This is a genomic window from Natrinema sp. LJW11, assembly GCF_056135975.1.
Genome location: NZ_JBWBDM010000009.1, coordinates 1 through 26,938, shown reverse-complemented (window position 1 = coordinate 26,938; position 26,938 = coordinate 1). Strand labels below are relative to the sequence as shown.

The 26,938-nt window shown below is 64.4% G+C and carries 26 protein-coding genes, 2 tRNA genes and 1 rRNA gene; 11 read left to right on the top strand and 18 right to left on the bottom strand.

Going from position 1 to position 26,938, the window contains the following annotated elements:
- Positions 1-254 precede the first annotated feature (254 nt).
- From AC0QDI_RS20845 to AC0QDI_RS20805, 9 genes are all read right to left on the bottom strand, one after another.
- Complete coding sequence (locus AC0QDI_RS20845; protein WP_474671464.1) at positions 255-479, bottom strand: hypothetical protein; 225 nt, start codon at positions 477-479, stop codon at positions 255-257.
- A 1-nt stretch (position 480) separates the two neighbouring features.
- Positions 481-1,620 carry an XdhC family protein gene (locus tag AC0QDI_RS20840; protein ID WP_474671462.1) on the bottom strand — a complete coding sequence of 380 codons (1,140 nt, stop codon included), beginning with the start codon at positions 1,618-1,620 and terminating at the stop codon, positions 481-483.
- Entirely contained in the window at positions 1,617-2,927 is a 1,311-nt protein-coding gene (locus tag AC0QDI_RS20835; protein ID WP_474671460.1) for a VWA domain-containing protein, read from the bottom strand. The genes AC0QDI_RS20840 and AC0QDI_RS20835 overlap by 4 nt, the downstream gene beginning before the upstream one ends.
- Entirely contained in the window at positions 2,924-3,838 is a 915-nt protein-coding gene (locus AC0QDI_RS20830) for an AAA family ATPase (RefSeq protein ID WP_474671458.1), read from the bottom strand. Before AC0QDI_RS20830 ends, AC0QDI_RS20835 begins: the two co-directional genes overlap by 4 nt.
- Before the next feature lie 71 nt (positions 3,839-3,909).
- A complete protein-coding gene (locus AC0QDI_RS20825) occupies positions 3,910-4,800 on the bottom strand; it encodes an FAD binding domain-containing protein (RefSeq protein WP_474671456.1) in 891 nt (296 codons plus the stop codon).
- Entirely contained in the window at positions 4,800-7,352 is a 2,553-nt protein-coding gene (locus AC0QDI_RS20820) for a xanthine dehydrogenase family protein molybdopterin-binding subunit (protein ID WP_474671454.1), read from the bottom strand. The genes AC0QDI_RS20825 and AC0QDI_RS20820 overlap by 1 nt, the downstream gene beginning before the upstream one ends.
- A complete protein-coding gene (locus AC0QDI_RS20815) occupies positions 7,349-7,933 on the bottom strand; it encodes a (2Fe-2S)-binding protein (protein WP_474671452.1) in 585 nt (194 codons plus the stop codon). Before AC0QDI_RS20815 ends, AC0QDI_RS20820 begins: the two co-directional genes overlap by 4 nt.
- Before the next feature lie 3 nt (positions 7,934-7,936).
- A complete protein-coding gene (locus AC0QDI_RS20810) occupies positions 7,937-8,590 on the bottom strand; it encodes a CoxG family protein (protein WP_474671450.1) in 654 nt (217 codons plus the stop codon).
- A gap of 540 nt (positions 8,591-9,130) precedes the next feature.
- Positions 9,131-9,204, bottom strand: a tRNA-Phe gene (locus AC0QDI_RS20805).
- A 221-nt stretch (positions 9,205-9,425) separates the two neighbouring features.
- Between AC0QDI_RS20805 and AC0QDI_RS20800 the strand changes: the two genes are divergently transcribed.
- The gene (locus AC0QDI_RS20800) at positions 9,426-9,872 is read left to right on the top strand and encodes a DUF7344 domain-containing protein (RefSeq protein WP_474671448.1); all 447 of its coding nucleotides are present in this window, start codon (positions 9,426-9,428) and stop codon (positions 9,870-9,872) included.
- A 313-nt stretch (positions 9,873-10,185) separates the two neighbouring features.
- On the opposite strand, the gene AC0QDI_RS20795 is transcribed toward AC0QDI_RS20800, so the two are convergent.
- A tRNA-Val gene (locus AC0QDI_RS20795) sits at positions 10,186-10,259 on the bottom strand.
- Between the two features lie 62 nt (positions 10,260-10,321).
- On the opposite strand from AC0QDI_RS20795, the gene AC0QDI_RS20790 reads away from it, so the two are divergent.
- The 3 genes from AC0QDI_RS20790 (at position 10,322) to AC0QDI_RS20780 (ending at position 13,796) form a co-directional block, all read left to right on the top strand.
- A complete protein-coding gene (locus AC0QDI_RS20790) occupies positions 10,322-11,038 on the top strand; it encodes a DUF192 domain-containing protein (RefSeq protein ID WP_474671446.1) in 717 nt (238 codons plus the stop codon).
- A gap of 33 nt (positions 11,039-11,071) precedes the next feature.
- The gene (locus AC0QDI_RS20785) at positions 11,072-13,069 is read left to right on the top strand and encodes an ABC transporter ATP-binding protein (RefSeq protein WP_474671444.1); all 1,998 of its coding nucleotides are present in this window, start codon (positions 11,072-11,074) and stop codon (positions 13,067-13,069) included.
- A 106-nt stretch (positions 13,070-13,175) separates the two neighbouring features.
- Complete coding sequence (locus AC0QDI_RS20780) at positions 13,176-13,796, top strand: Yip1 family protein (protein WP_474671442.1); 621 nt, start codon at positions 13,176-13,178, stop codon at positions 13,794-13,796.
- Positions 13,797-13,846: 50 nt separating this feature from the next.
- Here the strand turns inward: AC0QDI_RS20780 and AC0QDI_RS20775 are convergent, their stop codons facing one another.
- A complete protein-coding gene (locus tag AC0QDI_RS20775; RefSeq protein ID WP_474671440.1) occupies positions 13,847-14,191 on the bottom strand; it encodes a DUF5789 family protein in 345 nt (114 codons plus the stop codon).
- Positions 14,192-14,338: 147 nt separating this feature from the next.
- Between AC0QDI_RS20775 and AC0QDI_RS20770 the strand changes: the two genes are divergently transcribed.
- Positions 14,339-15,076 (top strand): creatininase family protein, encoded by a 738-nt coding sequence (locus AC0QDI_RS20770; protein WP_474671438.1) that lies wholly within the window; start codon positions 14,339-14,341, stop codon positions 15,074-15,076.
- A gap of 33 nt (positions 15,077-15,109) precedes the next feature.
- Here AC0QDI_RS20770 and AC0QDI_RS20765 read toward each other — a convergent pair whose 3' ends face one another.
- The gene (locus tag AC0QDI_RS20765; RefSeq protein WP_474671436.1) at positions 15,110-15,556 is read right to left on the bottom strand and encodes a DUF5790 family protein; all 447 of its coding nucleotides are present in this window, start codon (positions 15,554-15,556) and stop codon (positions 15,110-15,112) included.
- A gap of 218 nt (positions 15,557-15,774) precedes the next feature.
- Between AC0QDI_RS20765 and AC0QDI_RS20760 the strand changes: the two genes are divergently transcribed.
- Positions 15,775-16,110: a DUF7344 domain-containing protein gene (locus AC0QDI_RS20760; RefSeq protein WP_474671434.1), complete on the top strand. Its 336-nt coding sequence runs from the start codon at positions 15,775-15,777 to the stop codon at positions 16,108-16,110.
- Positions 16,111-16,265: 155 nt separating this feature from the next.
- Here AC0QDI_RS20760 and AC0QDI_RS20755 read toward each other — a convergent pair whose 3' ends face one another.
- Positions 16,266-16,631, bottom strand: a complete 366-nt coding sequence (locus AC0QDI_RS20755) for a dihydroneopterin aldolase family protein (protein ID WP_474671432.1) — start codon at positions 16,629-16,631, stop codon at positions 16,266-16,268.
- Positions 16,632-17,064: 433 nt separating this feature from the next.
- Between AC0QDI_RS20755 and azf the strand changes: the two genes are divergently transcribed.
- Together azf and AC0QDI_RS20745 are read left to right on the top strand one after the other, a co-directional pair.
- Complete coding sequence (gene azf, locus AC0QDI_RS20750) at positions 17,065-17,838, top strand: NAD-dependent glucose-6-phosphate dehydrogenase Azf (RefSeq protein ID WP_474671430.1); 774 nt, start codon at positions 17,065-17,067, stop codon at positions 17,836-17,838.
- Positions 17,839-17,947: 109 nt separating this feature from the next.
- Positions 17,948-18,919 (top strand): aldo/keto reductase, encoded by a 972-nt coding sequence (locus tag AC0QDI_RS20745; RefSeq protein WP_474671428.1) that lies wholly within the window; start codon positions 17,948-17,950, stop codon positions 18,917-18,919.
- A 27-nt stretch (positions 18,920-18,946) separates the two neighbouring features.
- On the opposite strand, the gene AC0QDI_RS20740 is transcribed toward AC0QDI_RS20745, so the two are convergent.
- The 4 genes from AC0QDI_RS20740 to AC0QDI_RS20725 form a co-directional block, all read right to left on the bottom strand.
- Positions 18,947-19,819, bottom strand: coding sequence for an LLM class F420-dependent oxidoreductase (locus AC0QDI_RS20740; protein ID WP_474671426.1), 873 nt, complete (start codon positions 19,817-19,819; stop codon positions 18,947-18,949).
- A gap of 307 nt (positions 19,820-20,126) precedes the next feature.
- The gene (locus tag AC0QDI_RS20735) at positions 20,127-20,741 is read right to left on the bottom strand and encodes a DUF309 domain-containing protein (RefSeq protein ID WP_474671424.1); all 615 of its coding nucleotides are present in this window, start codon (positions 20,739-20,741) and stop codon (positions 20,127-20,129) included.
- 367 nt (positions 20,742-21,108) lie between these two features.
- Positions 21,109-22,203 carry an aminopeptidase gene (locus AC0QDI_RS20730; RefSeq protein WP_474671422.1) on the bottom strand — a complete coding sequence of 365 codons (1,095 nt, stop codon included), beginning with the start codon at positions 22,201-22,203 and terminating at the stop codon, positions 21,109-21,111.
- 186 nt (positions 22,204-22,389) lie between these two features.
- Positions 22,390-23,115 carry a queuosine precursor transporter gene (locus AC0QDI_RS20725; RefSeq protein ID WP_474671420.1) on the bottom strand — a complete coding sequence of 242 codons (726 nt, stop codon included), beginning with the start codon at positions 23,113-23,115 and terminating at the stop codon, positions 22,390-22,392.
- A 471-nt stretch (positions 23,116-23,586) separates the two neighbouring features.
- Here AC0QDI_RS20725 and AC0QDI_RS20720 point away from each other — a divergent pair, with 471 nt between their 5' ends.
- From AC0QDI_RS20720 to AC0QDI_RS20710, 3 genes are all read left to right on the top strand, one after another.
- A complete protein-coding gene (locus tag AC0QDI_RS20720) occupies positions 23,587-23,781 on the top strand; it encodes a cold-shock protein (protein ID WP_006187181.1) in 195 nt (64 codons plus the stop codon).
- A gap of 397 nt (positions 23,782-24,178) precedes the next feature.
- Positions 24,179-24,454, top strand: coding sequence for a helix-turn-helix transcriptional regulator (locus AC0QDI_RS20715; RefSeq protein ID WP_098724585.1), 276 nt, complete (start codon positions 24,179-24,181; stop codon positions 24,452-24,454).
- Between the two features lie 756 nt (positions 24,455-25,210).
- A complete protein-coding gene (locus AC0QDI_RS20710) occupies positions 25,211-26,557 on the top strand; it encodes an RNase J family beta-CASP ribonuclease (RefSeq protein WP_474671418.1) in 1,347 nt (448 codons plus the stop codon).
- A 119-nt stretch (positions 26,558-26,676) separates the two neighbouring features.
- Here the strand turns inward: AC0QDI_RS20710 and rrf are convergent.
- Positions 26,677-26,798, bottom strand: a 5S ribosomal RNA gene (rrf, locus tag AC0QDI_RS20705).
- Positions 26,799-26,938 lie beyond the last annotated feature (140 nt).

Genomic DNA, 26,938 nt, shown 5'->3' with positions numbered 1-26,938 from the left:
GTACGTAGACCGACGAACAAAACGCCGATAACGCTATCCATACTCGCTCGTCGCTAGTAACTAGAACTGGTTTCAAAATCGCACTGGAAGTAGACTATCGTGGTCGAATGTAGTTACCTGACTATCGGTAGCGGACGCTGTCGGCGACCGGACGATCGGGATTTGATCGGCGAAGAACAGAGACGGACGCCGCCTGCCCGACCGCGAAGACGAGCGATTCGAACCGATCACGCAGCCCGCTCCGACGCGTGAACCTACCGTCGAACGGGTACCGTTTCTCCGACGGTCATCACCGGCGTCGAGTCGTCGGGGTCGATCAGCACCAGCGACCCGTCAGCCCGACGTTCCGCGGGGAACGACGGCGCAGTCGGAACGCCGTAGTCGGCGGGGGTCCGAAAATTCGCGGCGATAACCCACGTTCGGGCGAGCATAGTACCTGACCGATCATCGGCGGCGTCTTCGGCGTCGTCTCGATCCATATCAGTCCGTTTCCGCGCGGTCGTGGATCGGACCGCCTCGCCGGCTGAGGTGTTGGGGCGTTCGATCGTTCGCGACCGCGACGACCTCCGCGACGATACTGAGCGCGATCTGAGACGGCGCGTCCCCGCCGAGGCTCAATCCGATCGGCGTGTAGATCCGCTCGAGGTCCGCGTCGGTGATCGGGCGGTTCTCCGCGGCGAACTCCTCGCGCATCTCTTCGAACCGTTTCCGAGGCCCCATTATCCCGATGTACTCGGTCGGCGTCTCCAGCAACTGTTCTAGGGCGAGACGATCGTCGAGGAAGTTGTGGCTCATCACCACCGCGTACGTGTCCGCGTTCCACTCTCGGAGGTCCGGTATCTCTCGCGGCGACGCCGAAACGACGCCGTCGGCCCGGAGGAACCGATCGTCGTCCGCGCGGCCGCCGCGAAACGAGACGACCGTGACGCGGAAGTCGACGCGGTTCGCCAGCTCGACGACCGGTTCGACGTCGTGACCGGACCCGAACACGACGAGCTCCGGCGGCGGCCGCACCCCGTCCACGAATACCTCGACGCGTCCGGCGTCCGTCTCGACGGTCAGCGTCTCGCTCTTCCCGGTCGCAACGAGCGTTCGCGTCGGCTCCTCGAGTTCGTCGAGTACCGCCGCCGGGAGATCGGTGTCGTCGGCGAACCCGTCGTCCGGTGCGTAGTGCGCCCGATCACCGACGGCGAGGTCGATATCGGGCTCGTCGCCGACGACGGTAGCGACGCCGATCGCGTCGCCGGCGCCTCGAGCGTCGACGACCGGTCGATACGACTCGTCGAGGGACTCCAGCAGGACCGTTATCACGCCGTTACAGCCGATCCCGAGACCCCAGACGTCATCGTCGCCGGTCAGATCCCACGTCTCGACGCGCGGGGACCCGTCGGCCAGTACGTCGGCCGCCAGCGCGCGGACCTCGTCCTCCAGACATCCCGCCGTAATGCTTCCCGCTCCCCCGCCGTCGGGATGGATGAGCATCTTGGCACCCGGGCGGCGGTACGCGCTCCCGTCGACCGCGATCACCGTCGCCAGGACGGCCGCCGTCTCGTCGTCGAGTGTCGTTCGTATTCGATCGAACACCGCCGTTTCCGGGAGACTCCAGTCGCTCGTGCTCATGGTTGATTCGTCGTTCGGGTAGTCGTCCGCCGATTCGACCGCGCATCGAACTCGTAGCCAATTCGGCCGCTTCCGTCTCGCCGTCGGAGTTGCCGCGCCAGTTCGGCGACGTCGTCCGGTCCGGCGAACGCGAACAGACCGTCGATATACGGAACCGCGGCGGCCATTCCGCGAGCGGTCGGCTCGTAGGACGGCGCCGTCGCCAGCGGATTCAACCACAGCACCCGCTCGCCTCTGCGATCGATCCACGAGAGTTCGCGCTCGAGGGCGTCGACGTCACCCCGCTCGAGGCCGTCGCTGACGACGAGCACGGCCGTGTTTCGATCCACGGCTTCGGGTGCCGTCTCGCGGAGTCGGCCGAACGAGCGTCCGATTCGCGTTCCGCCGCCCCAGGCTGTCTCCGCGGCCTCGAGCGCCTCGAACGCCGTCGCCGCCGACTCCGCGTCGAGGGCGCGGGTCACCTCCCTGAGATCCTCGTCGAAGAAGAACACGCGAGCGTCCCGCCACTCGCGACGGGCCCGCCGAAGGAATTCGATCAGGAACCCGCGATCGATGGTGTCGAGAACGGATCGGCTTACGTCGACCAACAGTACCGCTTGGACTGCCGTTCGTCGGCGGTCTCGCTTCGGGACCGAGAGGACGGTCCCGCCGGTACTCACGCTCGCGCGGAGCGCCCGCCGAATGTCGGCGCGGTCGGTCCCCGACTGGAACCGCCGCCCCTGCAACCCGCCAAGTACTCGAGTGAGGTCGCGAAACGGCGTTGCGAGCCCCCTCGAATCAGTCGGGAGTCGTCCGTCGACCGCCTCGGCCGATCCCGACGGACTGTACAGCGCCGTCGTTGCCCCGTTCACGTCGTCTTCGGCGGCGTCAGGAACCGCCGCTGCAAACGATTCGGCGAGCGAACGCCCGGTGACGCGATCGGCGTCCTCGAGACCGCCGGATCCGTTCGAATCGTCCCCGTCCGCGCCGGGATCACCGGGCGACTCGAGGGCAGCCTCGAGTCCGTCGTCGATCGGAGCGGACGGTCGTCCGTCCTCGATGTCCCTCGTGAGCCGACGCCAGAACGTCTCGAACGACCGGTCGAACGCGTCGAAATCCTCGTTGTCGGTGAGGAGACTGGCCCGCAACGCCGTTCGAACGCGGCCGCGATCCTCGAGTCCGACTTCGACGATCGCCCTGGCTGCGGTCGTTCCGGCGTTGGCCGGGACGGCAGCGCCGCTACGGCGGAGTTCACGGACGAATCGGACGAGTTCCGTCCGGACGTGGTCGTGGACGTCCGCGTCGGTCTCGTCCGCGCGCTCGCTCACGCGTCACCTCCCGCTCGCTCGGCGGCCTCGAGCAGTTCCGTTATAAGGTCGTCGTCGACTCGGTTGACGTCCTCGCCCGCTTTGAGCAGACAGCCGAGCGTGTTTCGGATCGTTTCCCGCTCGAGCGTCCCGTCGCCGTCGTCGCGCAGCGAGGCGATCGCTCGAGCCCAGTCGATGGTTTCGGCCGCGCCGGGCGGTTTTCGCAGCGGTTCCTCGCGGAGACGAGCGGCGATCGCACAGAGGTCCGCGGCGACGGTGTCGTCCAATTGCGGTACCTTCCGGCGGAGAATGGCAGTCTCCTTCTCGAGGGACGGTGGTTCGACGTACAGGTACAGACAGCGGCGCTTGAGCGCGTCGCTCAACGCTCGCGTTCGGTTTGACGTGACGATCACGATCGGCGACCGGTCGGCCGAGATCGTCCCCAGTTCCGGGACCGATACCTGAAAGTCCGAGAGCACCTCGAGCAACAGCGCCTCGAACTCGTCGTCGGCGCGGTCGACCTCGTCGACCAGCAGGACCGGCGGCCGATCGGCATCGCTTCGAAGCGCTCGTAGCAGTGGCCGTTCCAGCAGGTATTCCTCGGCGAACACCGACGATTCGGGGTCGTCTCCTCGCTGAACCGCGAGCAACTGTTTCGTGTAGTTCCACTCGTAGAGCGCGTGTTCGGCTGTCAAACCCTCGTAACACTGCAGCCGTATCAGTTCGCTTCCGAGGGTCGACGCCAACACTTTGGCGAGTTCCGTCTTCCCGGCACCCGGCTCTCCCTCGACCAGCAGCGGCTTTCCCAATCGCAGCGCCAGGAGTACGGTGGTGACGATCTCGTCTTCGGCGACGTAGTCCTCCGTCGCGAACGCTGAACGGACGTCGGACTCCGTCAGGTCTGCGAACGTCGCGGGCGGTTCGTCCGTCATGTAGGTAGGGAGGGTTCGCCGGTTCGTTCGACGTTCGGTCCGTCGCGAAGCGCGTTCTCGTTCACGCTCGGTCAGTCCGCAGCCGCGGGTGCGGAGAGCCGGTCGACCGCCGCTTCGAGTGCGCGCTCGGTGTACACCTCGAGCAGTTGGGCGCGGAACTCGCCCGACGCCTGCAGGTCGTCCATCATGAGCGCCGTATCGAGGTCGTCGGTCGCGCGGCCGGCGGCCGTCGCGATCGTCTCCTCGTCGAGCGACTCACCGGTCAGGGACTCTTCGACCGGCTCGAGTCGAACCCCGTGATCCATCGCGCCGTTCGCACCGATTCTGGCCGACGCGACGGTTCCGTCGTCGACCGTCAGCAGGGCCGCGACGCCGACCATCGCGTATCCCGAGGACGGACTCGGCTTCTTCGCGTAGGTTCCGACGGCGTCGGCCGCCGAGGGGACCTCGATCCGCGTGAGGAGCTCCGCGGGACCGAGGTCCGTCGCGTACATCCCGTAATAGAACTCGTCCGCGGGAATCGTGCGCTCGCCGTCGGGGCCCTGCACGACCAGCGTCGCGTCGGAGACCAACGCGGCGCCGGGGAGATCGGAGGCCGGATCCGCGTGCGCGAGGTTGCCGCCGATCGTGCCTCGGTTGCGGACCTGTCGGTCGCCCACCCGTTCGACCGCCGCGGTCAGCGCCGGCGCGTGTTCGTGGGCGTCTTCGGATCCGAGTACGTCGCTGTAGCGGTTCATCGCGCCGATCGTGAGCGTCTCGTCGTCGACGGCGACCCCGTGGAGCGCGTCGACCTCGCCGATGTCGATCAGAACGTCGGGGCTCGAGAGCCCGGTCTTCATCGCCGGGAGCAGACTGTGACCGCCAGCCAGCAGCTCCGTCTCTTCCATCGCGTTGTCCTCGAGCAGGTCGATCGCTTCCTCGACCGTCGTCGCCTCGTAGTAGTCGAACTCGTCGGGGTACATCACGAATCACCTCCGGTTCCGTCGGCGGCAGCGTCGGGGTCGTCAGTCTCGTTGGCACCGCCGACCTCCGAGTCGGCAGTTCCGCCATCTGCGGCGGTGTCCGAATCGTCCGTTCCACCGTCCGCGGCAGCGGCCGGCGTCTCGGTCCCGGTCTCAGGTTCGGTTCGTCCGTCGACGGCGTTCCAGATCCGTTCGGCCGTCATCGGCATCTCAACGTGGTCGACGCCGAACGGCTCGAGGGCGTCCGTGACCGCGTTCACGACGGCCTGCGGGGCCGCGATCGTCCCGGCTTCGCCGACTCCCTTGACGCCGAGCGGATTGTGCGGGCTCTCGGTGACGGTCGACCCCGTTTCCATCTCGGGGATGTGCATCGCCTTGGGGACGGCGTAGTCCTGCATCGATCCCGTCAGGAGCTGTGCGTTCGAGTCGTACTCCGCGCCCTCGTAGAGCGCCTGGCCGACGCCCTGGGCGACGCCGCCGTGGACCTGTCCCTCGACGATCTTCGGGTTGATCTGGTTGCCGACGTCGTCGACGGCAACGTACTGGTCGAACTCGATCTCTCCCGACTTCGGGTCGACCTCCACGACCGCGACGTGGGTTCCGAACGGGAAGACGAAGTTGTCCGGATCGTAGAACGACGTGGCCTCGAGGCCGGGCTCCATCTCCTCGGGAATGTCGTGTGCGAGATAGGACTGCTGGGCGACCGCTTTGATCCCGATCGATCGGCCGGACGCGCCCGTGACCCGGAATTCGCCGCCTTCGAACTCGATGTCGGCCGGATCGGCCTCGAGCTGGTGGGCCGCGATCTCGCGCCCCTTCTCCACGAGCTTCTCGGAACTCTTGACCAGCGAACTCCCGCCGACCGCCGCCGACCGGGAGCCGTACGTCCCCATTCCGTGGGGGATCTCGTCCGTGTCCCCCTCGACGACCTCGACGTCCTCGTAGGGGATGCCGAGTTCGTTCGCGACGATCTGCGCGTACGTCGTCGCGTGCCCCTGTCCGTGTCCCGACGTGCCGCAGTACGCCGTGACGGTTCCGGAGGGGTGGAACCGAACGAGGCTCGACTCCCAGAGTCCGGCCTGTGCGCCGAGTTGGCCGGCGAGTTCCGACGGCGCTAACCCGCAGGCCTCGATGTAACAGGAGAAACCGATGCCGAGGTAGCGGCCGTCCGCACGGGCGTCCTCCCGGCGCTCGCGGAACGACTCGTAGTCGACCATCTCGAGGGCCTCGTCGAGCGCTTTCTCGTAATCGCCGCTGTCGTAGACGACGGCGACCTGCGTCTCGTAGGGGAACGCGTCCTCGGGGACGAAGTTTCGCCGCCTGAACTCGGCGGGGTCCATTCCCATCTCCTCGGCGCCGAGCTTCGCCAGTCGCTCGATCACGAACGACGCCTCCGGACGGCCGGCACCCCGATAGGCGTCGACCGGCGGCACGTTCGTGAACGCGCCGGCCACGGAGCAGTGGATCGCCGGAATGTCGTACTGCCCCGAGAGCAACGTTCCGTAGAGGTACGTCGGGACGGCGGGCGCGAACGTCGAAAGATACGCGCCGAGGTTCGCCTTCGTGTCGACGCGGAGACCGACGATCTTACCGCTCTCGTCCATCGCGAGGTCGGCCGTCGTCACGTGCCCGCGTCCCTGCGCGTCGGTCTTGTACGTCTCCGTGCGAGTGGCGGTCCACTTGACCGGCCGCTCGAGGTGTTTGGCGACCCACGCCACCAGCGCCTCGTCGGCGTAGTGGTGGATCTTGCTCCCGAACCCGCCACCGACCTCCGGGGCCTTGATCCGCAGTTTGTGCTCCGGATGGCCGATCACCCCCGACATGAGCAGGCGGTGTAGGTGCGGGTTCTGGGAGGTCATGAACACGTCGAGTTCGTCCGTTCCGGGACTGTAGTCAGCGACGGCGGCCCGCGGTTCCATCGCGTTCGGGATGAGCAACTGGTTCTCGAGGTCGATACTCGCCGTGTGTGCGGCCGACTCGAACGCCTCCTCGGTCCGCTCGGCGTCACCGATCTCCCAGTCGAACGCGACGTTGTTCTCGGCGTCGGCGTGGAGTTCGGCCGCGTCCTCCTCGAGGGCGTCGACCGGATCGGTCACGGCGTCGAGTCGCTCGTAGTCGACATCGATGGCGTCGACCGCGTCGTGGGCGAGGTACCGGTCCTCGGCGACGACGACCGCGATCGCGTCGCCCTGATACCGGACCCGCTCGTTCGCCAGTATCGGATGGTCGACCTGCCGAAGGCTGTCGAGCAGCCAGCCGACCGGGAGCGAGTGAGATCCCCCTCCCGGCGTGTCCTCGCGGTGGAGGTCGTCGTGGGTGTAGACGCCGACGACCCCGTCCATCGCTTCGGCCTCGCTCGTGTCGACGCCCTCGAGCTTCGCGTGGCCGTGCTGGCTCCGGCAGATCGCCATGTGGACCGTCCCCCGGAGTTGGATGTCGTCGGTGTACTCCGCGTCGCCGGTGAGCAGCGCGGGATCCTCTCGGCGCTCGATCGCCGAGCCGAGGATGTCGGCGGCGTCGACCTCGTCCGGATCGATCGAGTCGATGCTCATTCCGACGCACCTCCGTCGTCGGGCCAGCGTACGTCGTCGGCAGCGGAGCCACAGCACGATCCCGACCCGTCCGCGGCGTCGGCCGGACAGCCCCCGTCGGCGACGGCCCCCGCGTGCAGCTCGTCGGCCGCGTTCTCGACCGCGTTGACGATGTTCTGGTAGCCCGTACACCGACAGAGGTTCCCCTCGAGCCCCTCGCGGATCTCCTCGCGGCTGGGGTCGGCGTTCTCCGCAAGGAGATCGGTGGCCGCCATCATCATCCCGGGGGTGCAGTACCCACACTGGAGCCCGTGTTCCTCCTGAAATCCGGACTGGATCGGGTGGAACTCGCCGTCTTCGGCCAATCCCTCGACCGTCTCGATCGTCGCGCCGTCGGCCTGTACCGCCAGAACCGTACAGGACTTGACCGCGTCGTCGTCGAGGTGGACCGTACACGCGCCACAGAGACTGCTCTCGCAGCCGACGTTCGTTCCGGTATAGCCGAGTTCGTCTCGGAGCGCGTGAACCAGGAGCGTCCGCGGCTCGACCGTGAGTTCGTGTTCCGTTCCGTTGACCGTCAGCGTGATGTCGTGTTCAGTCATAGCTTACGAGTCGTTCGTATCGCTTCCCGATCGACCGAGCACCCTGTCGACCAGTCCTCGATCGCTTTCGGTCGGGTCCGATTCGCCTGCCGCTGGCTCCCCTTCGGTGGCGAGCTGTCGCTCGCGGAGCTGGTCCTGTACCGACGAGAAGAACCGCTTGACCACGCGGTTCGCGACCGGATTGACGACGCGCTGGCCCATTTGAGCGACCTTCCCGAACACGTCGGCTTCGGTCTCCCACTCGACGGCGACACCGTCGTCGGTCTCGGAGAGGACCATCCCCGACGACATCTCGAAGGAGCTGTTACTCGACGATCCCTCGCCGACGGCGGACATCTCCGGGTGCTCGCGGCGGTCGATCGTCACGACCGTCTCGAACGTCGGATTCACCGGCCCGACGCTGATCTGCATCAACGCCGCGTAGTGGCCGCCCTCCTCGAACGCGCGTTCGGCGATCACCTCCGGATCGGCGGTCGGTTCGACCTCTCGATCGCTCGCTTCGTCGCGTAACTCGTCGAAGTCGACGTCCGTATCGTCGACGCGCACCAGAAACTCACACCCCGGTAGCGACTGCTCGACCAACACCGGATCCGATAACGCGAGCCACACCTCGTCGACGGTCGTCTCCTCGAGTTCGAACGTCCCACTGAATTCCATATTGACACCGACTGGTTCATGCCAGTCGTTAGCGTGGGAAGGCAACGCACACAACCATAATACTTTGCATCTCGGCGGCAAAGATCGTATTTCGAAATCGAAATTGGTTATTCTATGGTAGAAGTGTAACCGATTCGAAAATTGCTACCTGCCCGTTAGCGATCGAGGTCAGTCACCGGTTGAACTCTCACGAGGACCGTCGGAGTCGCAGGACAGCGCGAACGCTGTCGGTCACGAATCGAGTGGTGAGAGGATACCACCTCTCGGATTTGAACTTCCGAAAGACTCGCCACGCTCGTCTTTCGACTTCCCGCTCGCTGCGCTCGCGGGAACGGGGACAGCTCGATCTTCAGTCGAGTGCGATAGCTCTTCGAATGGAAATCGTGTAGAAGCTAGATGCCGCCTCCCGGATTTGAACTTCCGAAAGACTCGCTACGCTCGTCTTTCGACTTCCCGCTCGCTGCGCTCGCGGGAACGGGGACAGCTCGATCTTCAGTCGAGGGCGGTAGCTCTTCGAATGGAAATCGTGTAGAAGCTAGATGCCGCCTCCCGGATTTGAACCGGGGACAGCTCGATCTTCAGTCGAGTGCTCTCCCAGTCTGAGCTAAGGCGGCCTACCTCACTCTCCGGTCATGGTATAAAAAAGGATTTCGAATCGGGATCGGCGTTCCGCTTCGCTTACAGGAGACGGAAGCGCGATCCGACGACTCGTGTAAGTCACCGAAAAACGAGTAACGGGGACAATACGGGCACATCTATGCGTGATTACTCGCCGTCTGTTGGAATATCGGATATTCAAGACACCCTTTTGCCCATCGGTGGGTAATATCTTGTTATGGAAGCCCTTACCTCGAGTCAAGCGGAACGGGAGCTCTCCGCGGACACCATCCTCGAGTTGCTGGCAAACCGTCGCCGGCGATACCTACTGTACGCCCTGCGGGGACGAGAGAATCCGATCGAGCTCTCGACGCTGGCCGAGACGGTCGCGGGGTGGGAACACGACGTCTCGCCGGACGAGGTCGCGAAAAACGAGTACAAGAGCGTCTACGTCTCGTCGGTCCAGTGCCACGTTCCGAAACTCGACGATGCGGGCGTCGTCAACCACGACGAGGACAACCACACCGTCATCCTCGCGGATAACTTCGACCAGCTCGAGCCCTACCTCCGAGTCGTCGTCAAGGACGAACCGGAAAACTCGACGCTCCACGCAGCTCTCCAGACCGAGTCGGGCGATGGCCTGCTCGGACAGATCCGGGAGAACGTCGCACGACTCAAACAGTAACGACCGCGACGCGTCTGGTGGTTCCTGGCCCGTCCTCCGGCTGACCGACTCGGGGCCTCTCGTCCGTGTTTGGGGACTTCGGACCCGCGTACCGGTTTTCTGTTCGTCTCTGCCAGTTCTCGATCCCGTCTCGGTGTTCGAGTCGCTATCCGAAACGAGGTTCGCCCCTCGCACGTTGTTCGCGAGAAAACTGGGGGCTCGGGCGGGTTCGAACCGAAGCAAGACGGTCGCTCGCTTTGTTCGCGCTGCGACTTGCAGGGTTCGAACCGCCCTCGCATACAGTTCTGTGACTCACTGTCGTTCGTCTCAGAAATGGGCTCGGGCGGGTTCGAACCACCGATCTCGGCCTTGTAAAGGCCGCGTCATAACCAGCTAGACTACGAGCCCGCATCCGGGACGAGTAGCCCCGTCCGAATAACCTTTACTCTCTCGCGTTACAGGTATCATACATGGCCCTCGAGCGTGTATGGAAAGGACTCCTCGTCGTCGCCGTCGTCGCAGCTGTTGGCATCGTTCTCGTCCAAGCCGGCCTCGTCTCCGTCCCCTGGGGCCCTGACGATGGCGAGGTTCGGATCCTCGACGACGGATCCGACGATGACTCGAGCGCTGCCGCGGATCCCGAATCGGGCAACGGAGCTGCCGCCGACGGTGAAGAGACGAACGAAAGCGATGGGAATGATGGCGACGGTGACCCAGAACCCAAGGCCGTCGTCGACGTCGAAATCGCAGACGATAGGCAGGAACGACGGACCGGATTGAGCGACCACGAGTCCCTCGAGCCGGGTAACGGGATGTTGTTCATCCACAATCAGGAGCGAGAGCTGACCTACGTGATGCGCGAGATGGACTTCGACATCGACATCATCTTCATCGACGCCGATCGAGAGATTACGACGATTCACCACGCCCGCGCGCCCGGCCCCGACGAGGACGGCAACGATCTCGAGTACTCCGGGCGCGGAAAGTGGGTTCTCGAGGTGCCCCGCGGCTACGCGAACGAGACGGGTATCGAAGTCGGCGACGAAGTCGAGATCGACCTCGAGTCGAATCAGACCACCATTACCAGTGCCGGGTCCGATTCGCTGGATCGATTCGCTACGACTGCAGATCGAGAGTCAACCGCGCCAGCAGCGGTCGACGCCGGCCGTATTTCGGCTCGTCGGTAATTCTTATAGCCGGCGGTCCCCGAACCCCGTTCAATGAGTAACGCCGACTGGGACGAGGACGATCCCTTCGAGGAACAGCGAGCGGAGATCGAGAATCCGATGAAGCGGCTGTTCCTCGAGTACGGGTCGAACTACACGGGCGCCGCCGTCATCGGCGTCATCGCGAGCTTCTTCGCTCGGATCCTGGACCTGCTCCCGGCGCTCATGCTGGGTGTCGCGATCGACGCCGTGATCCGCCGGGAGATTCCGTACGCCGAGGCCTTCCCGGTCGGCGGGGGGCTCGTCGCCCCCTACGTCCCCGACGGGCGGCTGGCGCAGTTCTGGCTGACGATCGGGATCATCGCGGGTGCCTTTCTCTGTTCGGCCGTGTTCCACTGGACCCGAAACTGGGGGTTCAACACCTTCGCCCAGAACGTCCAGCACGACGTCCGGACCGACACCTACGACGAGATGCAGCGCCTGGACATGGGTTTCTTCGCCGACAAACAGACCGGCGAGATGATGTCGATCCTCTCGAACGACGTCAACCGCCTCGAGAAGTTTCTCAACGACGGAATGAACTCCCTCTTTCGGCTCCTCGTGATGGTGCTTGGAATCGGCGGGCTGTTGCTCGCGATCAACTGGCAGCTCGCGCTGGTCGCCTTGCTTCCGGTGCCGCTGATCGCCGTCTTCACCTACCTGTTCATCCAGACCATCCAGCCCAAGTACGCCCAGGTTCGTTCGACAGTCGGCAAGGTCAACTCCCGACTCGAGAACAACCTTGGGGGCATTCAGGTGATCAAGTCCAGTACGACCGAGGAGTACGAATCCGAGCGGGTCGAAGACGTCTCTCGAGACTACTTCGACGCCAACTGGGGAGCGATTCGCACCCGGATCAAGTTCTTCCCCGGCCTGCGCGTGCTCGCGGGAATCGGCTTCGTCATCACCTTCCTCGTCGGCGGCCTCTGGGTCATCTCGGGCCCGCCCGGGCCGTTCTCCGGCGAGCTCAGCACCGGGATGTTCGTCGTCTTCATCCTCTACACCCAGCGCTTCATCTGGCCGATGGCGCAGTTCGGGCAGATCATCAACATGTACCAGCGCGCTCGCGCTTCGAGCGAACGCATCTTCGGGCTGATGGACGAACCGAACCGGGTCGGCGAGGAACCGGACGCACCCGACCTCGAGGTGACCGAGGGCCGCGTCGAGTACGACGACGTCTCCTTCAGCTACGGCGATCGCGAGGCGGAACGGGCACTGGGCGAGTCGACCGAGGAGGACTCAGACCCGGGAGACGCGGAGACGATCCTCGAGGGGATCGACTTCACCGTCGAGGGCGGCGAGACGCTCGCACTGGTCGGTCCCACGGGAGCCGGCAAATCGACGGTGCTCAAACTCCTCTTGCGGATGTACGACGTCGACGAAGGGGCGATCCGTATCGACGGACAGAACGTCGAAGCCGTCACGCTCCGCAGCCTCCGCGAGGCGCTGGGATACGTCAGTCAGGACACCTTCCTCTTCTACGGCAGCGTCGAGGAGAACATCACGTACGGTACCTTCGACGCCGACCGCGAGGACGTGATCGAGGCCGCGAAGATGGCCGAGGCCCACGAGTTCATCGAGAACCTGCCCGAGGGGTACGACACCGAAGTCGGCGAACGCGGGGTCAAACTCTCTGGCGGCCAGCGCCAGCGGCTCTCGATCGCCCGCGCGATCCTCAAAGACCCCGACATCCTCGTGTTAGACGAGGCCACCAGCGACGTCGACACCGAGACGGAGATGCTCATCCAGCGCTCGATCGACGAACTCGCGGCGGATCGAACTACCTTCGCCATCGCCCACCGGCTCTCGACGATCAAGGACGCGGACCAGATCCTCGTCCTCGAGGGCGGCGAGATCGTCGAACGCGGGGCGCACGGCGAACTGCTAGAAAACGGGGGCCTCTACTCGCACCTCTGGGGCGTGCAGGCCGGCGAGATCGACGAGCTTCCCGAGGAGTTCATCGAGCGCGCCCAGCGCCGGCAGGCGCGGACGGAAGTCGGCGACGACGACTGAGCGAGCGCTACACGCACTCAACGGTGCCTATTCAGAACCGTCGATGAAATTCGAGTAGTGTCGATACGGTAGACATATTTTTAATGAATGGCTATGATGCTGAATTATGCCTCCACGCACACCGCTTTTCGATCCTGGCGGGTACTTCTCGGCCCGCGAAAACGCACGTCGGGATGGGCTACTCGCGTTCGCCCTTTTCGGCGCTGCCAACCTCGTGTTCATCCACGCCGTCGTCCGGCTGGTATTCGATCAGGTTACGGGGCTCCCACAGGGCGTTCGGAGTCAGGCCTTCTCGATCGTGATTCCGATGACTGCGTTCAGTCTCGTGATCGCCTGGCTCGTCGTCGCGGCCGTCATGCACTGGCTGGGCGGCAGCGGCTCGTCGACCGGGACGTTCGGCGACGCGCTGGCCGTCGCCGGCTGGGCGTACGTCCCCGATCTCCTCGGTCTCCCCCTCAAGTATCTGTTCGCCCGATCGAAAATCGAGTCGTTGTCGATCGACGCGACCGATCCGTCTCAGTTCGCGGCCGAGGCCGAGGCGGCGCAGGCGGAACTCGGTCTCGCCTTGGTTCCGTTGCTCGTTCAGGTGGTCGCGGTCGGCTGGAGCGTCTACGTTCTCGCGGGTGGCACTGCCGAAACCCACGACGTTTCGCTCGGGTCGGCCGCCGGCGCCGCCGCCCTGATCGGTATCGGATCGGTTACTCTCACCCTATTAAACGGACTCTGAGCCGGTCGTCACACGGGAGAGCCCCCGACGCACCCAGTGTAACGCGAATTTCAGAACGACTCCTGTCCCTCCTGATCGTCCTGATCCGGAGCTCCCTCATCCTGCCTGTCCTCGCCAGCCGCAGGCGGGGTTCGGTCGCTGTAGTTCTTCCGCCCGATCGCCTCGTCGCCGACCATGTTCATGATCGCCTGTTCGACCTCGCCATAATCCCTGTATTCGTCCTCGTTCAGCGGGCCGATGAGTTCCTCGAGCGTCGTCGTATTCCCGCTCATCTCGACGGTCTCGTCGCCGTGTTCCTCGAGGAGTTCGTCGTGACTGATCGGGTACTCCTGGTTCTCGAGTTCGTCCTGGAGATCGCCGAGCTCGACGCCGAGCTCGCGGCTGTCTTCGGGCATAGTCGGCAATTAGTCACCGTGGGGAAACGGATTTTCCCTGCGTGCGCCACGGGTGGGACGGGGTATCCGCTCCGGTCGATCTCCCGCGGACTATCGGAAGGGTTCTTCACCGGGAGTTTCATGACTGCGCAGTCGGAGTTCTCTCCTATGAACCTCTCCGACGCGACGTGGACGGATGTCCGAGACCTCGAGACGGACCTCGCGGTCGTCCCCGTCGGTAGCACCGAACAGCACGGCCCGCACGCCCCCCTCGGGACGGACGTGCTGGCCGCCGAGGCGGTCGCCGACGCCGGTCTCGAGCGGGTCGATCGCGAGGTCGTCCGCGCGCCGGCGATTCCGGTCGGGATCGCCGAGGAGCACCGCCAGTTCCCCGGGACGATGTGGGTTGCCGAGGACACCTTCCGGGACTACGTCGGCGAGGCCGTCGAAAGTCTGGCCCACCACGGCTTCGATCGCGTCGTCATCGTCAACGGCCACGGCGGCAACGTCGACGCCCTCCGGGAGGTCGGCGGGCGACTCACCAGGAACGGCGACGCCTACGTCGTCCCGTTCACCTGGTTCGAGGCCGTCGGCGAGCACACCGCCGACATGGGCCACGGCGGCCCCCTCGAGACGGGACTCCTGCGCCACCTCGAACCGGACCGCATTCGAGAGGAGCGGATCGACGAAGCCCGAGCCGGCGCCGCCGACGGCTGGGGGGACTGGACGAGTGGCGTCAACCTGGCCTACGACGCGGCGGAGTTTACGGAAAACGGAGTCGTCGGCGATCCGGTCGCGGGCGACGCCCAGCGAGGCGAAGAACTGCTCGAGTTAGCCGCCGACGCGCTGGCTCGGCTGCTCGAAACGATCGCCGAGCGTGACGTGTCGCGGCCCGAGCGACGATAGGGGGTTCAGGCTGCTCGATCGGTGGTGGATCGATTACTCTTCGTCTTCATCCGCGTCCGCGGCCTCCGATTCGTCGTCGACATCCGCGGGACCGGCGTCCTGTAGCGTTCCGCGCAGTGCCGGAATCGTCGACGTGAGCTCGCCGACCTGCTCGCCGGCCTCGGAGATATCCGTGATGGCCTCCTCGAGGGCTTCGATCTCCTCCTCGAGGTCGTCGGCGTCGTCGAACGCGTCGGCCCGCTGGCCCATCGTGAACCACTTTTTCGCATCGCGAAGGCTGTCCTCGGCATCGCCGGCGTCGAGCGCCGAATTAAGACCGTTGAGGACGCCCAACACGTTGTCGGCGTCGGTCTCCCAGATGTCGTCGGCGGCGGGCAGCGCCGCCCAGGCCTCCTCGAGCGATGCTTCGACGTCCTCGCGCATCTCGTTGGCCGCTTCCCCGAACAGTTCCTCGTCGTCGCCGAGCGTGGCTTGGCTCATGTCATCGTCTTTGCGACCACCGGGGTTAAAAGATCGCCCGAAAGTGAAAGTGAAATCGGACGGGAGCGAATCGATATCGGTCGAACAACGGCTCGATTTCGAAAGGAAGGTCATCGAGACCGCTCAGGTATGGCCGGCCCGGGCAGTGCCGGTGCTTACCGGCTACCGTCTGCTCGGGTAGCGATGCGGCTAAATCCACTGCGTGCGAATCACTCACAATGGTCTCGCTAGACGCATTATTCGAACTGTTCGGCGACGAACGGCGCAGGTACGCACTCTACTATCTGCACGAGCAACGCGAACCGGTCGCCGTCGACGAACTCGTCGACGTCATTTCCGAGTGGGAAGACGGGCAATCCGAACGGGAGGGGCCGTGGAACGATTCCGAGAAGCTACGGATCGACCTCGAGCACCATCACCTCCCGAAAACGGCGGACGTCGACTTCGTTCAGTATCACCCCGAACGGGGGACGATCCAGGTACAGGGGTCGCCACCGGAGTTCGACGCCCTCGTCACGGTCGCCAAAGTGATCGACCGGCCGGCGGACGACTGAGACGGAGTACCGTGCGTCATTTCCGGCGCACCCGCGGTGGGGTCGCGGGCGCGCCGGTACGGCCACAGCAGACCGTATCAGCGACTGCGGGGCACGCCCGCCGCTGCGAGATGATCGGGAACCGAGCGCGGCCACCGACCGATCGACTCGCGACGTTAGTCCCGACCCCGAACCGACTCGAGGCGCATCAGCGGATAGCCGTCCTCCATCTCCATGCGCGTGACGACCTCGCAGCCCTCGTGGTCGACGACGATCTCGACCGCGAGGAACCGGCCCGTCAGTTCGGTGTAGTCGGCGCTCGAGTCTGCGAGTTCGGCCTCGAGTTCGTCGGTGAGGACGTCCACGGCGACGTCGACGCAGTGGGGCTGGTTCTCGATCGATTCTTCGATCGCCGTCTCGAGGCTCGCGGCGCTGTCCGGCGAGACGGGCGTGCCGGCGAACTGGTGGTAGAGCGAGCCGAACTTGATGCCGGCCTCGAAGCAGGCGGCCTCGGCGTCCGTGGGTGACGTGTCTGTCGACATGTGCCAGTGCTCGCGTGCGGTCGGCAAGGGGATTGCGATGTGATCGACCGTCGCGGATAGCGTCGTTCTATCGACTTCCTCGAGTTGAGCGTCAACTGACGAAGCCGAGCGCGTCCTGCTATCGTGGCACCAGGGAATCGCCACGCCCTCCCCAACCGATTCGCTCGCTTTACGAGGCGCTCACCGCGTTCGCGCCTCGACCGCTCGCTCATCCCTCGCACGATGTTTCGTCGCGGTTCGCTGCGCGCTCACGGCTTCGCCGTTCGCGTCTTCGCCGCTCACCGCGACACAGCGCGCGCCACCGCATGTGGATCATCGACCGGGAACGAGACGGGGATAGTTTCAGGTGTCCGTGATGGAGCGCGTGACACTCCCGCCCGAACTGCCGCGGAACCGCATGGTACTTATCGACGCTGTCCCTCACACCGAACGAATGGCACAGTCAGTCCTGCTCACCGGGGCTGCGGGGCGAGTCGGAGACGCCATCCTCGGCGGCCTCGCGGACGACCACGAGTGGCGGTTGCTGGATCGCGCTCCCCCGACGGACGACCAGCCGGGCGAGTTCGTCGTCGCGGACATCACCGACGAGGACGCCGTCCGCGAGGCGATGGACGGAATCGACGTCGTGGTTCATCTCGCGGGCGATCCGCGCCCCGAAGCGCCGTGGGACAGCGTCCTGACCAACAACATCGACGGCACCCAGACGATTTTCGAGGCCGCCGTCGACGCCGGCGTCGAGCAGGTCGTCTTCGCCTCGTCGAATCACGCTGTCGGCAACTACGAGACCGACGAGCGGACGCCCGACCTGTACCGCGAGCACAACGAGTACCGCCTCGACGGGAGCGAGCTCCCACGGCCGAGCAACCTCTACGGCGTCTCGAAGGCCGCCGGCGAGACGCTCGGCCGCTACTACCACGACGAACACGACCTCTCGGTCGTCTGCGTCCGCATCGGAAATCTGACGCGGGGCCACCCGCCGATCGATTACGAGCGCGGACAGGCGATGTGGCTCTCCTACCGCGACTGTGCGCACCTGTTCGACCGCTGCATCCGCGCCGACTACGAGTACGAGATCGTCTACGGCATCTCCGACAACGACCGGAAGTACTACTCGCTCGAGCGCGCCCGCGAGGCCCTCGGCTACGAGCCCCGCGACAACTCCGCGTACTACGACGGCGAGGACCGGGTCGTCGAACCCGACATCTGACCGCGCACTGACGACGTTCGCCCGACTACGCTGCGATCTCGCCGTCCAGAGCCGGCAACCGACTCGGACGAGCCGCGAGCTTTTGACGTTCGGCGTGGGAACTGACGGCATGGAGTACACCACGCTCGGAAACACGGGACTAACGGTCAGCCGCATCTGTCTGGGCTGTATGAGCTTCGGGACGGATCGGGAGTGGATGCTCGAGCCCGAGGAAAGCGAGGAACTCATCGACCGCGCGATCGATCTGGGGATCAACTTCTTCGACACCGCGAACGTCTACTCGACGGGCGAGTCCGAGGAGATCCTGGGCGACGCGCTCGAGGGGTACGACCGCGATTCGCAGGTGGTCGCGACGAAGGTATTCGGCGAGATGAATGCCGATAATCCGAACGCGAGCGGCCTCTCCCGCAAATCGATCGAACAGGAACTCGAGGCGAGCCTCGACCGGCTCGGGATGGACACCATCGACCTCTACCAGACCCACCGGTGGGATTACGACACGCCGGTCGAGGAGACCCTCCGCGCGCTCGACGATGCGGTTCGGCGCGGGAAGGTGCGCTACATCGGCACCTCCTCGATGTGGGCCCACCAGTTCGCCGACGCCCTCCACGCGAGCGACGCGCTGGGCCTCGAGCGCTTCGCCACGATGCAGAACCACTACAACGCGCTCTACCGCGAGGAGGAACGCGAGATGTTGCCGCTGTGCGAGAACGAGGACATCGGCGTCATTCCGTGGTCGCCGCTGGCCCGCGGCGTCGCGACCCGTCCCCACGAGGAGATCGAATCGACGACCCGCGGCCGGACCGACAAGTACCTCGAGCAGATGTCCTACCTCCAGGGCGGCGGCGAGGAGATCAACGAGCGGATTCAGGAGCTCGCCGACGAGAAGGGCGTCTCGATGGCCCAGATATCGCTCGCGTGGCTGCTCCACAAAGAGTGGGTCGACGCCCCCATCGTCGGGACGACCAGCGTCGAACACTTGGAGGACGCCGTCGAGGCCCTCGAGATCGATCTTTCCGAGTCGGAGCTGCAGTCCCTCGAGGAACCCTACGAGCCGCTGCCGGTGGCGGGTCACGAATAGCCGGACGCGCCGCCCGCAAAGCGCCCGCTACAACAGATCGACGCCGTTCAGCACGTCGGCGACCCGCTTGAGGTGGGCCGCGTGTTCCTCGCCCTCGAGCCCCTGGTACATCGTCGTGATCGAGAGGTGGTCGGCGCCGAGCTCCCGCCAGGCCTGCGCGCGCTCGATCCACTCGTCGTCCTCGCCGGGGATCGCGTACATCCGGCCGCCGAGGCCGATGTCGTCGGGGTCCCGGCCCGCCTCCTCGGCGTACCCGTAGAGGTCAGCGAGGTGGGCCTCGGCCTCGTCGCCCGGCTGAAACTGGGGTAACCAGCCGTCCGCGATCCGAGCGACGCGGCGCTTGACCGGATCGGCCATGCCGCCCATCCAGAGCGGAATCGGCTGCTGGACCGGACGCGGCCGGATGCCTGCGTCCGGAATCTCGTGAAACTCGCCCTCGAAGTCGACGAGTTCGTCGGTCCAGAGCCGGCGGAGCACCTCGACTTGCTCCTCGATTCGCTGCCCTCGCCGGGAGAAATCCTCGCCCAGCGCGACGTACTCGGGTTCGTTCCAGCCGACGCCGACCCCCATTCGAAACCGCCCGTCGGTGAAGCGATCCAGTTGGGCGGCCTGCTTCGCGACGAGCGCGGTCTGGCGCTGGGGCAAGACGAGAATTCCGGTCATAAAGACCAGTTCGTCGGTTTGCCCCGCCAGATAGGAGTACGTGGTCAGCGGCTCGTGGAACGTGCTCTCGTAATCGTAGGGACCGTCCCACCCCTCGCGGTCGGGATCGACGCCGAGGACGTGATCGTACGCCAGCACGTGTTCGTACCCCGACTCCTCGACTCGCTGTGCGTAGTCTGCGAGCGTCCGCGGGTCGTGGCCGATCTCGAGTTGCGGGAGCACGGTACCGATTTCCATACCCTCGCGTTCGGCCGGCCCGGACTTGAAGCTCCCGTCGACACTGAACGACGGCGGCTATTGGCGAGGATTTGCCGTCCACGTGCTGTGGCGCGCGCTGTCGACCGGCCGAACGGGAGTGAGGTCGGTCGATACCACTGCGCGAGGGATGAGGACCGCAGCGACCAGCGGGAGCGAGGACCGCAATCGGCTGGGGAGTGCGTGGCGATTCCCTGCCGCCAGCGCGAGCAAACCGTTCGATTCATCGCTACCGTTCGGAAGTTCCGTGGGTGACCTCCCACGACCGTTCTCGAGCACCGATGACCGATCAGAACAATCCGTTTACGTCCTCCTCGCGGGCCCGTCGCCTGCCGACGTGGTCCGTGAGCCGCCGGGAGATGATCCCGCGATTCTCCTCCTCGCGGACGAAATCGAACAGTAGCGTGATGAAGACGCTACCGTCATCACCCGCCTCGAGATCCCGCCGCGCGTACGCTCGAGCCCGTCCGACCCGCTCCTCGTCGTAGCCGAACTCCTCGGCGAGGACGACCGCCGCGATCGCCGTCGGTTCGAAGCCGAGATCCGCCAGACCGGGACTGTCGCCCTCGTGTTCGATCCGTCCCGGCGGCCGCCGCTCGATGATTTCGGGGTCGGCCGCGAGACGAGCCAGGGCCGCCCGGATCGGCTCGAGTCGGAGGTCGCGGAAGTCGGCGGGCAGCCCCGCGAGGTACTCGTCGGCGCTCTCGGCGAGCCCGACGGCCCCCTCCCAGTTGCGCTCGCTGGCGTGATAGACCGCGCCGCTGTACTGAATGAGCCCGTGAAGCAGGCGCTCGTCGTCGCTTCCGGCCTCGAGTTCGAGCCAGCGGTCCTCCCAGGCGTCGTGGGCGGCGTGGTAGTGGCCACTGTTGAAGATGGCGACGCCCGCCCGAAGCCGATCGCGCATAGCCGTCCTTGGGGCTCGAGACTCGAGAGCGTGACGGAAACGGTGACCGCCGGATATCCTGCCGGCAACGGCGACCGGACCACACCGGGAGGGGGAGGCCGCGTCGCCGGGTGCCGACAGCACACTACCGCCTCCGGCAGGGCGGGACAGACAAGGGTTGATTGGGGAAATCCAGGGCGCGTCGACGCCCTAACCGGTTACTATCCGCCACCGGTCCGGCGGTACTCGACGTGAGGAGGAGCATACATATTAGTATGGGATGGCTTCGCACGGTATAGAGCGCTGCCACCGATCCGTAAGGCGTTCGTACCGTCGCTCGAGGGGAGAGACGTCCCCGAAGCTACTTCGAGTCGAACGTCTCGAGCGTTCAGCCCTCGCCCTCCTCGAACGTGAACGTCCCGTTTCGTTGAATCACGTCGCCGTCGACCTCGAGGCGAGAGTCCTGGCTGACGTCCGTGATCAGATCGACGTGGACCGCCGAGTCGTTGCCGGACTCACCGTCGGGGAGACAGGCGTCGTAAGCCCGGCCGAGCGCCAGATGGACGGTATCGCCCATCTTCTCGTCGAAGAGGATGTTGTCCGTGTAGCGGTCGATACCCCGATTCATTCCGATTCCGAGCTCGCCGAGTCGCCGCGCTCCGTCGTCCGTCTCGATGATCTCGCCGATCACGTCCCCGCCCTGCTCGGCGTCGTAATCGACGACCTCGCCCGCCTCGAACTCGAGGCGGACGCCCCGGACGGACTCCCCCCGTATCGTCATCGGGACGTCGAAGGTCACCTCGCCTTCGGTGGCGTAGGGTGCGGTGAAGACCTCGCCGCTGGGCAGGTTGTGCGAGTCGTAGGCGACCGACGCGGCGCTGTTGACCGCCGTCCGACCCTCGATCCGCATCGTCAGGTCGGTACCCCTCGAGACGAGTCTTACCTCGTCGCCGGCGTCGAGCAACGCCTTCAGTTGGGCCATCTCCTCGGCCAGCGACTCCCAGTCCCGGAGGATCGCGTCGTACGCGAACTCCTGGTACTCCTCGTACGCCATGTTGGCCTGCTGGGCGAGCGAGCGCGTCGGATGGACCGTCGACACCCAGCGAGTCCCTAGCCGGGTCTCGCGGATCTCGCTTCTGGCCTCGTTGTACGCTCGCCGCTGATCACCGGCAACGTCGGCCGTCGCACTCGTGTTCCGCCCGCCCCCCAGCGAGAGATAGACGTCGGCGTTCTCGACCAGCGCGAGTTCGTGAGCCGGATTCGCGTCGAAATCGCCGTCGTGGGCCCGGAGATAAGCCCGCGTGACTTCACCTGAGCCGTAGGTCGCGAGCAGATTCGCACCCCGTTCGCCCAGTTTCTCGGCGACGGCGACCGCCAGTTCGTGCGCGTCGGGCCCCACCGATAGAACGACGTCGTCGCCCGCTTCGACGCGAGCGCTCCAGTCGACCAGCACCTCGGCGTGTTCGCGTACGCGTTCGTCCATGGTCGTTCCTCTCGAGCGGGGTCCTATAGTAGCCACTGATGCGGCCTGCTGTCCCGATCTATCGGAGCAACCGCGAACCCTCTCGGGCTTGCTCCGAAACCGAGTTCCAACACTCCGTCCGAAACGAGTGCGACACCGATCGCTACCCGTCGCGCGATCGAACCGGACGATTTCGACGAGGCGAAATCAGGCGGCGTGCGTCTCCTCGGCGGCGAGCCCCTCGCGCGAGCGCACGAGCGAGACGACGGCGTAGACGATCGGCGTATCGAGGAGGGCGATCGCGAGTTTCAACAGGTACTGGCCGACCATCAGCGAGAGGATGATGTCAGTCTGGAGAACGACACCGACGCCGAGGACGGCAGGTGCGACGGCGAACGCGACCGAGACGAAGATGACGGTGTCGATCGCCTGGCTGCTCGCCGTCGACGCGATGTTGCGGAGCCAGAGCTTCTCTGCGCCCGTGTACTCTCGAATCCGATGAAAGACGATCACGTCCCAGTTCTGGCTGACGAGGTAGGCCAACAGGCTGCCGATGACCACGTTCGTCGACGCACCGAGTGCCGTCTCGAACGCAGCGGGATCGACGCTCGTGGGGGCGGCCGGCGCGGCGATCGTCGACCATACGAGCGCGAGGACGACGAAGTTCAGGACGAAGCCCACGTTGACGACGATCTGGGCCGCGCGGCGGCCGTACAGTTCGGTGTAACAGTCGCTCGCGAGGAACGTCAACGCGTACGCGAGGGCCGCCCCAGGCAGCGCGAGCTGCGCTCCCGTCACCGGGAGCGCCACCGGGAGTTCGAACGCGAGTACCTTCGACGCGGTCAACTGCGCGGTGACGAGTGCAGTCACGAAGAGACCGATCAGCGCGACCTGCGCTATCGTCGGCGCCCCTCGGGACTCCGTCCGGTTCATGCCGCGGCATACCCATCGGAACCACCTAAACGATACTATTCCAGTACACCTCGAGGGAGACCACGGTCCGCGGGTGATATTCCCACCAGGCGGTCGTCGACCGCGAATGGGTCCCGGAATCGTCCCCCAGAATCGTCCTCGAGACGAACACAGCTGCCCGTCGAGCCGCGGCCGGTTCTGGACGGACGGTCAGTCGAATTCGAGCGTGAACGGCGAAATAGTGGTTTCTCGTCCGCTTACCGCCGGGAGGAACTGTCCACTCCTCTCTCGGAGCCGGCCCGTATTCCCACTCCTGGGAGTCAGCGGTTCGCTATCGATGGCGCCAATATATCGGAGATATAGAAAAACAGACTCCGCGGTTTTCACCGCTACAGTCCGATAACCGTCGGGTTCACGCCGAAAATATTTTTGTTTCGACAGTCGACCCGTAACACAACTGTTATACGTATCCCGGGCCTCGATTGAATTGCAATGGCGAAAGGAAACGTTGATTTCTTCAACGACACAGGCGGCTACGGTTTCATTGAGACGGACGACGCAGACGATGACGTTTTCTTCCACATGGAAGACGTTGGCGGTCCGGACCTCGAAGAAGGCACAGACATCGAATTCGATATCGAACAGGCCCCCAAGGGCCCCCGCGCCACCAACGTCACCCGCCTGTAAAACGGCTTTTCACGTTCGGTAACGGGTTTCACATTCGATTATCATTCTTCAGCGCACGTCACGATAGCTAGCGACGGCTTCGTGACATCGCTACTATAACCGATCGAATCATCCGTACTGACAGTGTCGAACCGCGACAGTAAACTAAGATGATATGTATTCCGGTTTAGCTACCGTGAGCGGTCTGTTTCGTTTTGCGTAACTTTCATGAAATCCGTAACGAGTCTCGAGACGGCCTGTCTGTACGGCTTCGGAACCGGATTTAGCATGTCCTTACGAAACGAAACTCGGGATATTAGTCTGATTGACTTAGTTAGCTTCGGTGAACGTATGCGGAACGGTTGATACGAAATCGATAACAAATAGCCGGGTACCCGTTCGTTCACTCGAGTACAAAATGGACGATCTGACAGGGTTTCAACGAGACCTTCTGTACGTGATCGCAGGGGCCGATCAGCCCTCCGGCCAAGACGTGAAAAGCGAAGTCGAGACATACTATAACAGCGAGATCAATCACGGTCGGTTGTATCCGAACCTCGACACACTGGTCAACAAAGACCTCGTCGAGAAAGGAGAGCTCGATCGACGAACCAACTACTACGAGATCAGTGATCGCGGCCGACAGACGATCGAGCAGCGCCGAGAGTGGGAACAACAGTATATCGACGACTAGTTCGACGCCCACCAGTCCTGCACTCTCCGCCCCGATCGCCGAGCGACACGCGCCGACGGAAACGGCCGAAATCGGCGGATAGCAGGTTCTGTAGGCTATATTCACGGAAACCTATCCGGTGTGACCGAGCACGTGACGGGAGAACCCACTCGTACACCGTCATCAGCGGGCGCCTGTCTGCAGAAACGGTCTCGTCACACCACTCGATAGAGGGATCACCCGCGATTTTCGAGCCGGCAGCTGTCTCCGCCCCTCGTTCCACCGCCACCGACAGAGCGGGGCTGATACGGTCGGCTGCAAATCCGCCCCGAAGCAGCCCCGATACGGCATGGATTGCTCCGAAACCAGTTCCAGCCGACTGTCTACCGCCCTCGATGACCGCGAACCGAATCGCCTCGAGTTGAATCACGAACGCCAAACGCTCGTCACAACTCGCCCCGATCGACCGTTCTGGGCCCTCCTCGAAGTGACGGAGCTTCATCGGTCGACGAACGCGATCTGTATGCGACTCGAGACGGTCCCTCGAGTTCGCCTACTCACCCCATGTCTGCCCCAAAACCCAGAACTACTTACGTCGGGAGAGTCGTTAATTCACTAACCGAAATAGGCGCTGTCCCTGGCACGGTCGGGACTGAGCCTTCGATTCGAGCCACCGCGGACGTTATCGAAGCCGGCTCACGTCGCAGGACGCCGTTCCCGGCAGCCATTCCGGCTGCACGACTGTCCACGGGACTGCTATGATCGGCCCTACCAACAATGGAAATTGAAATTGCGACAATTGGCGGTTACGAGGAAGTCGGGCGACAGATGACGGCTGTCCGCGCCGGTGACGACATCGTGATCTTCGACATGGGACTGAACCTGTCGAAGGTTCTCATTCACGACAACATCCGAACCGAAGGCATGCACAGCCTCGACCTGATCGACATGGGAGCCATCCCGGACGACCGGGTTATGAGCGACCTCGAGGGAGACGTCAAAGCGATCGTCCCAACCCACGGCCACCTCGACCACATCGGTGCGATCAGCAAACTCGCACACCGCTACGACGCACCCATCGTCGCGACGCCGTTCACGCTCGAGCTCGTCAAAGGCGAACTCGAGGAGGAAGGGAAGTTCAACACCGAGAACGAACTCGTCAAAATGGACGCCGGCGAAACGATGTCGATCGGCGACTCCGGCGAGGTCGAACTCGAGTTCGTCAACGTCACGCACTCGATCGTCCAGGCGATCAACCCCGTCCTCCACACGCCCGAAGGCGCAGTCGTCTACGGGCTCGACAAACGGATGGACCACACGCCCGTCATCGGCGACCCGATCGACATGGAGCGCTTCCGCGAGATCGGCCGCGAAGGCGAGGGCGTCCTCGCCTACATCGAAGACTGTACTAACGCGAACAAGAAGGGACGAACACCCTCCGAGAACGTCGCGCGCGAACACCTCCGGGACGTCCTCTACAGCATGGAGGACTATGACGGCGGCATCGTCGCCACCACCTTCTCGAGCCACATCGCCCGCGTGAAATCCCTCATCGAATTCGCTCGAGATATCGATCGCACGCCGATCCTCCTCGGCCGCTCGATGGAGACCTACTCCGGGACCGCAAAACAGATCGGAATCGACTTCCCCTCCGACGTCGAGATGGTCGGCTACCGCCAGTCCATCGAGCAGACGTTCGAACGCATCATGAACGAAGGGAAGGAGAACTTCCTGCCCGTCGTCACCGGCCATCAAGGTGAGCCTCGAGCGACCCTCACGCGAATGGGCCGTGGCGAAACGCCGTACGAACTGGAGGACGGCGACAAGGTCGTCTTCTCCGCTCGAGTGATTCCGGAGCCGACGAACGAAGGCCAGCGCTACCAGGCCGAAAAGCTACTCCGCATGCAAGGTGCGCGTATCTACGACGATATTCACGTTTCGGGCCACCTCTGTCAGGAGGGTCACTACGAGATGCTCGATGCGTTGCAGCCCGAGCACGTCATCCCGGCCCACCAGAACATGAGCGGCTTCTCGGGATACGTCGACCTCGCCTCCAATCGCGGATACAAACTCGGCCGCGATCTCCACGTTACCTCGAACGGGAACGTCATTCAGCTGGTCTAAAAGACCGCTGCTGCGGCTATTTTCTTTCTTTACAGATTTCGAATAGCGCGTAACGGCAGCACCGTATTAAATAAAGCAAAAAACCCACACAGCGACTGCTGTGTGGGTGTTAGTATGAATGGGAGCGGCGAATCGAATTTCCCAGAGGCTCGCGCACTCCAGTACTCACCGAAACGTAGGCGAGCTTATCTTCCGTGTTCGGGATGGGTACGGGAGGTACCTCGCCGCTGTGGCCGCTGTAATGCCGATCGGCGGAATCGAACCGCCGTCAGACCACGATCGGTCGCTCGACCGTATTGGTCGATATGAGTGGAGGCGGCGAAACGAGTTTCCCAGAGGCTCGCGCACTCCAGTACTCACCGTAACGCTGGCGAGCTTATC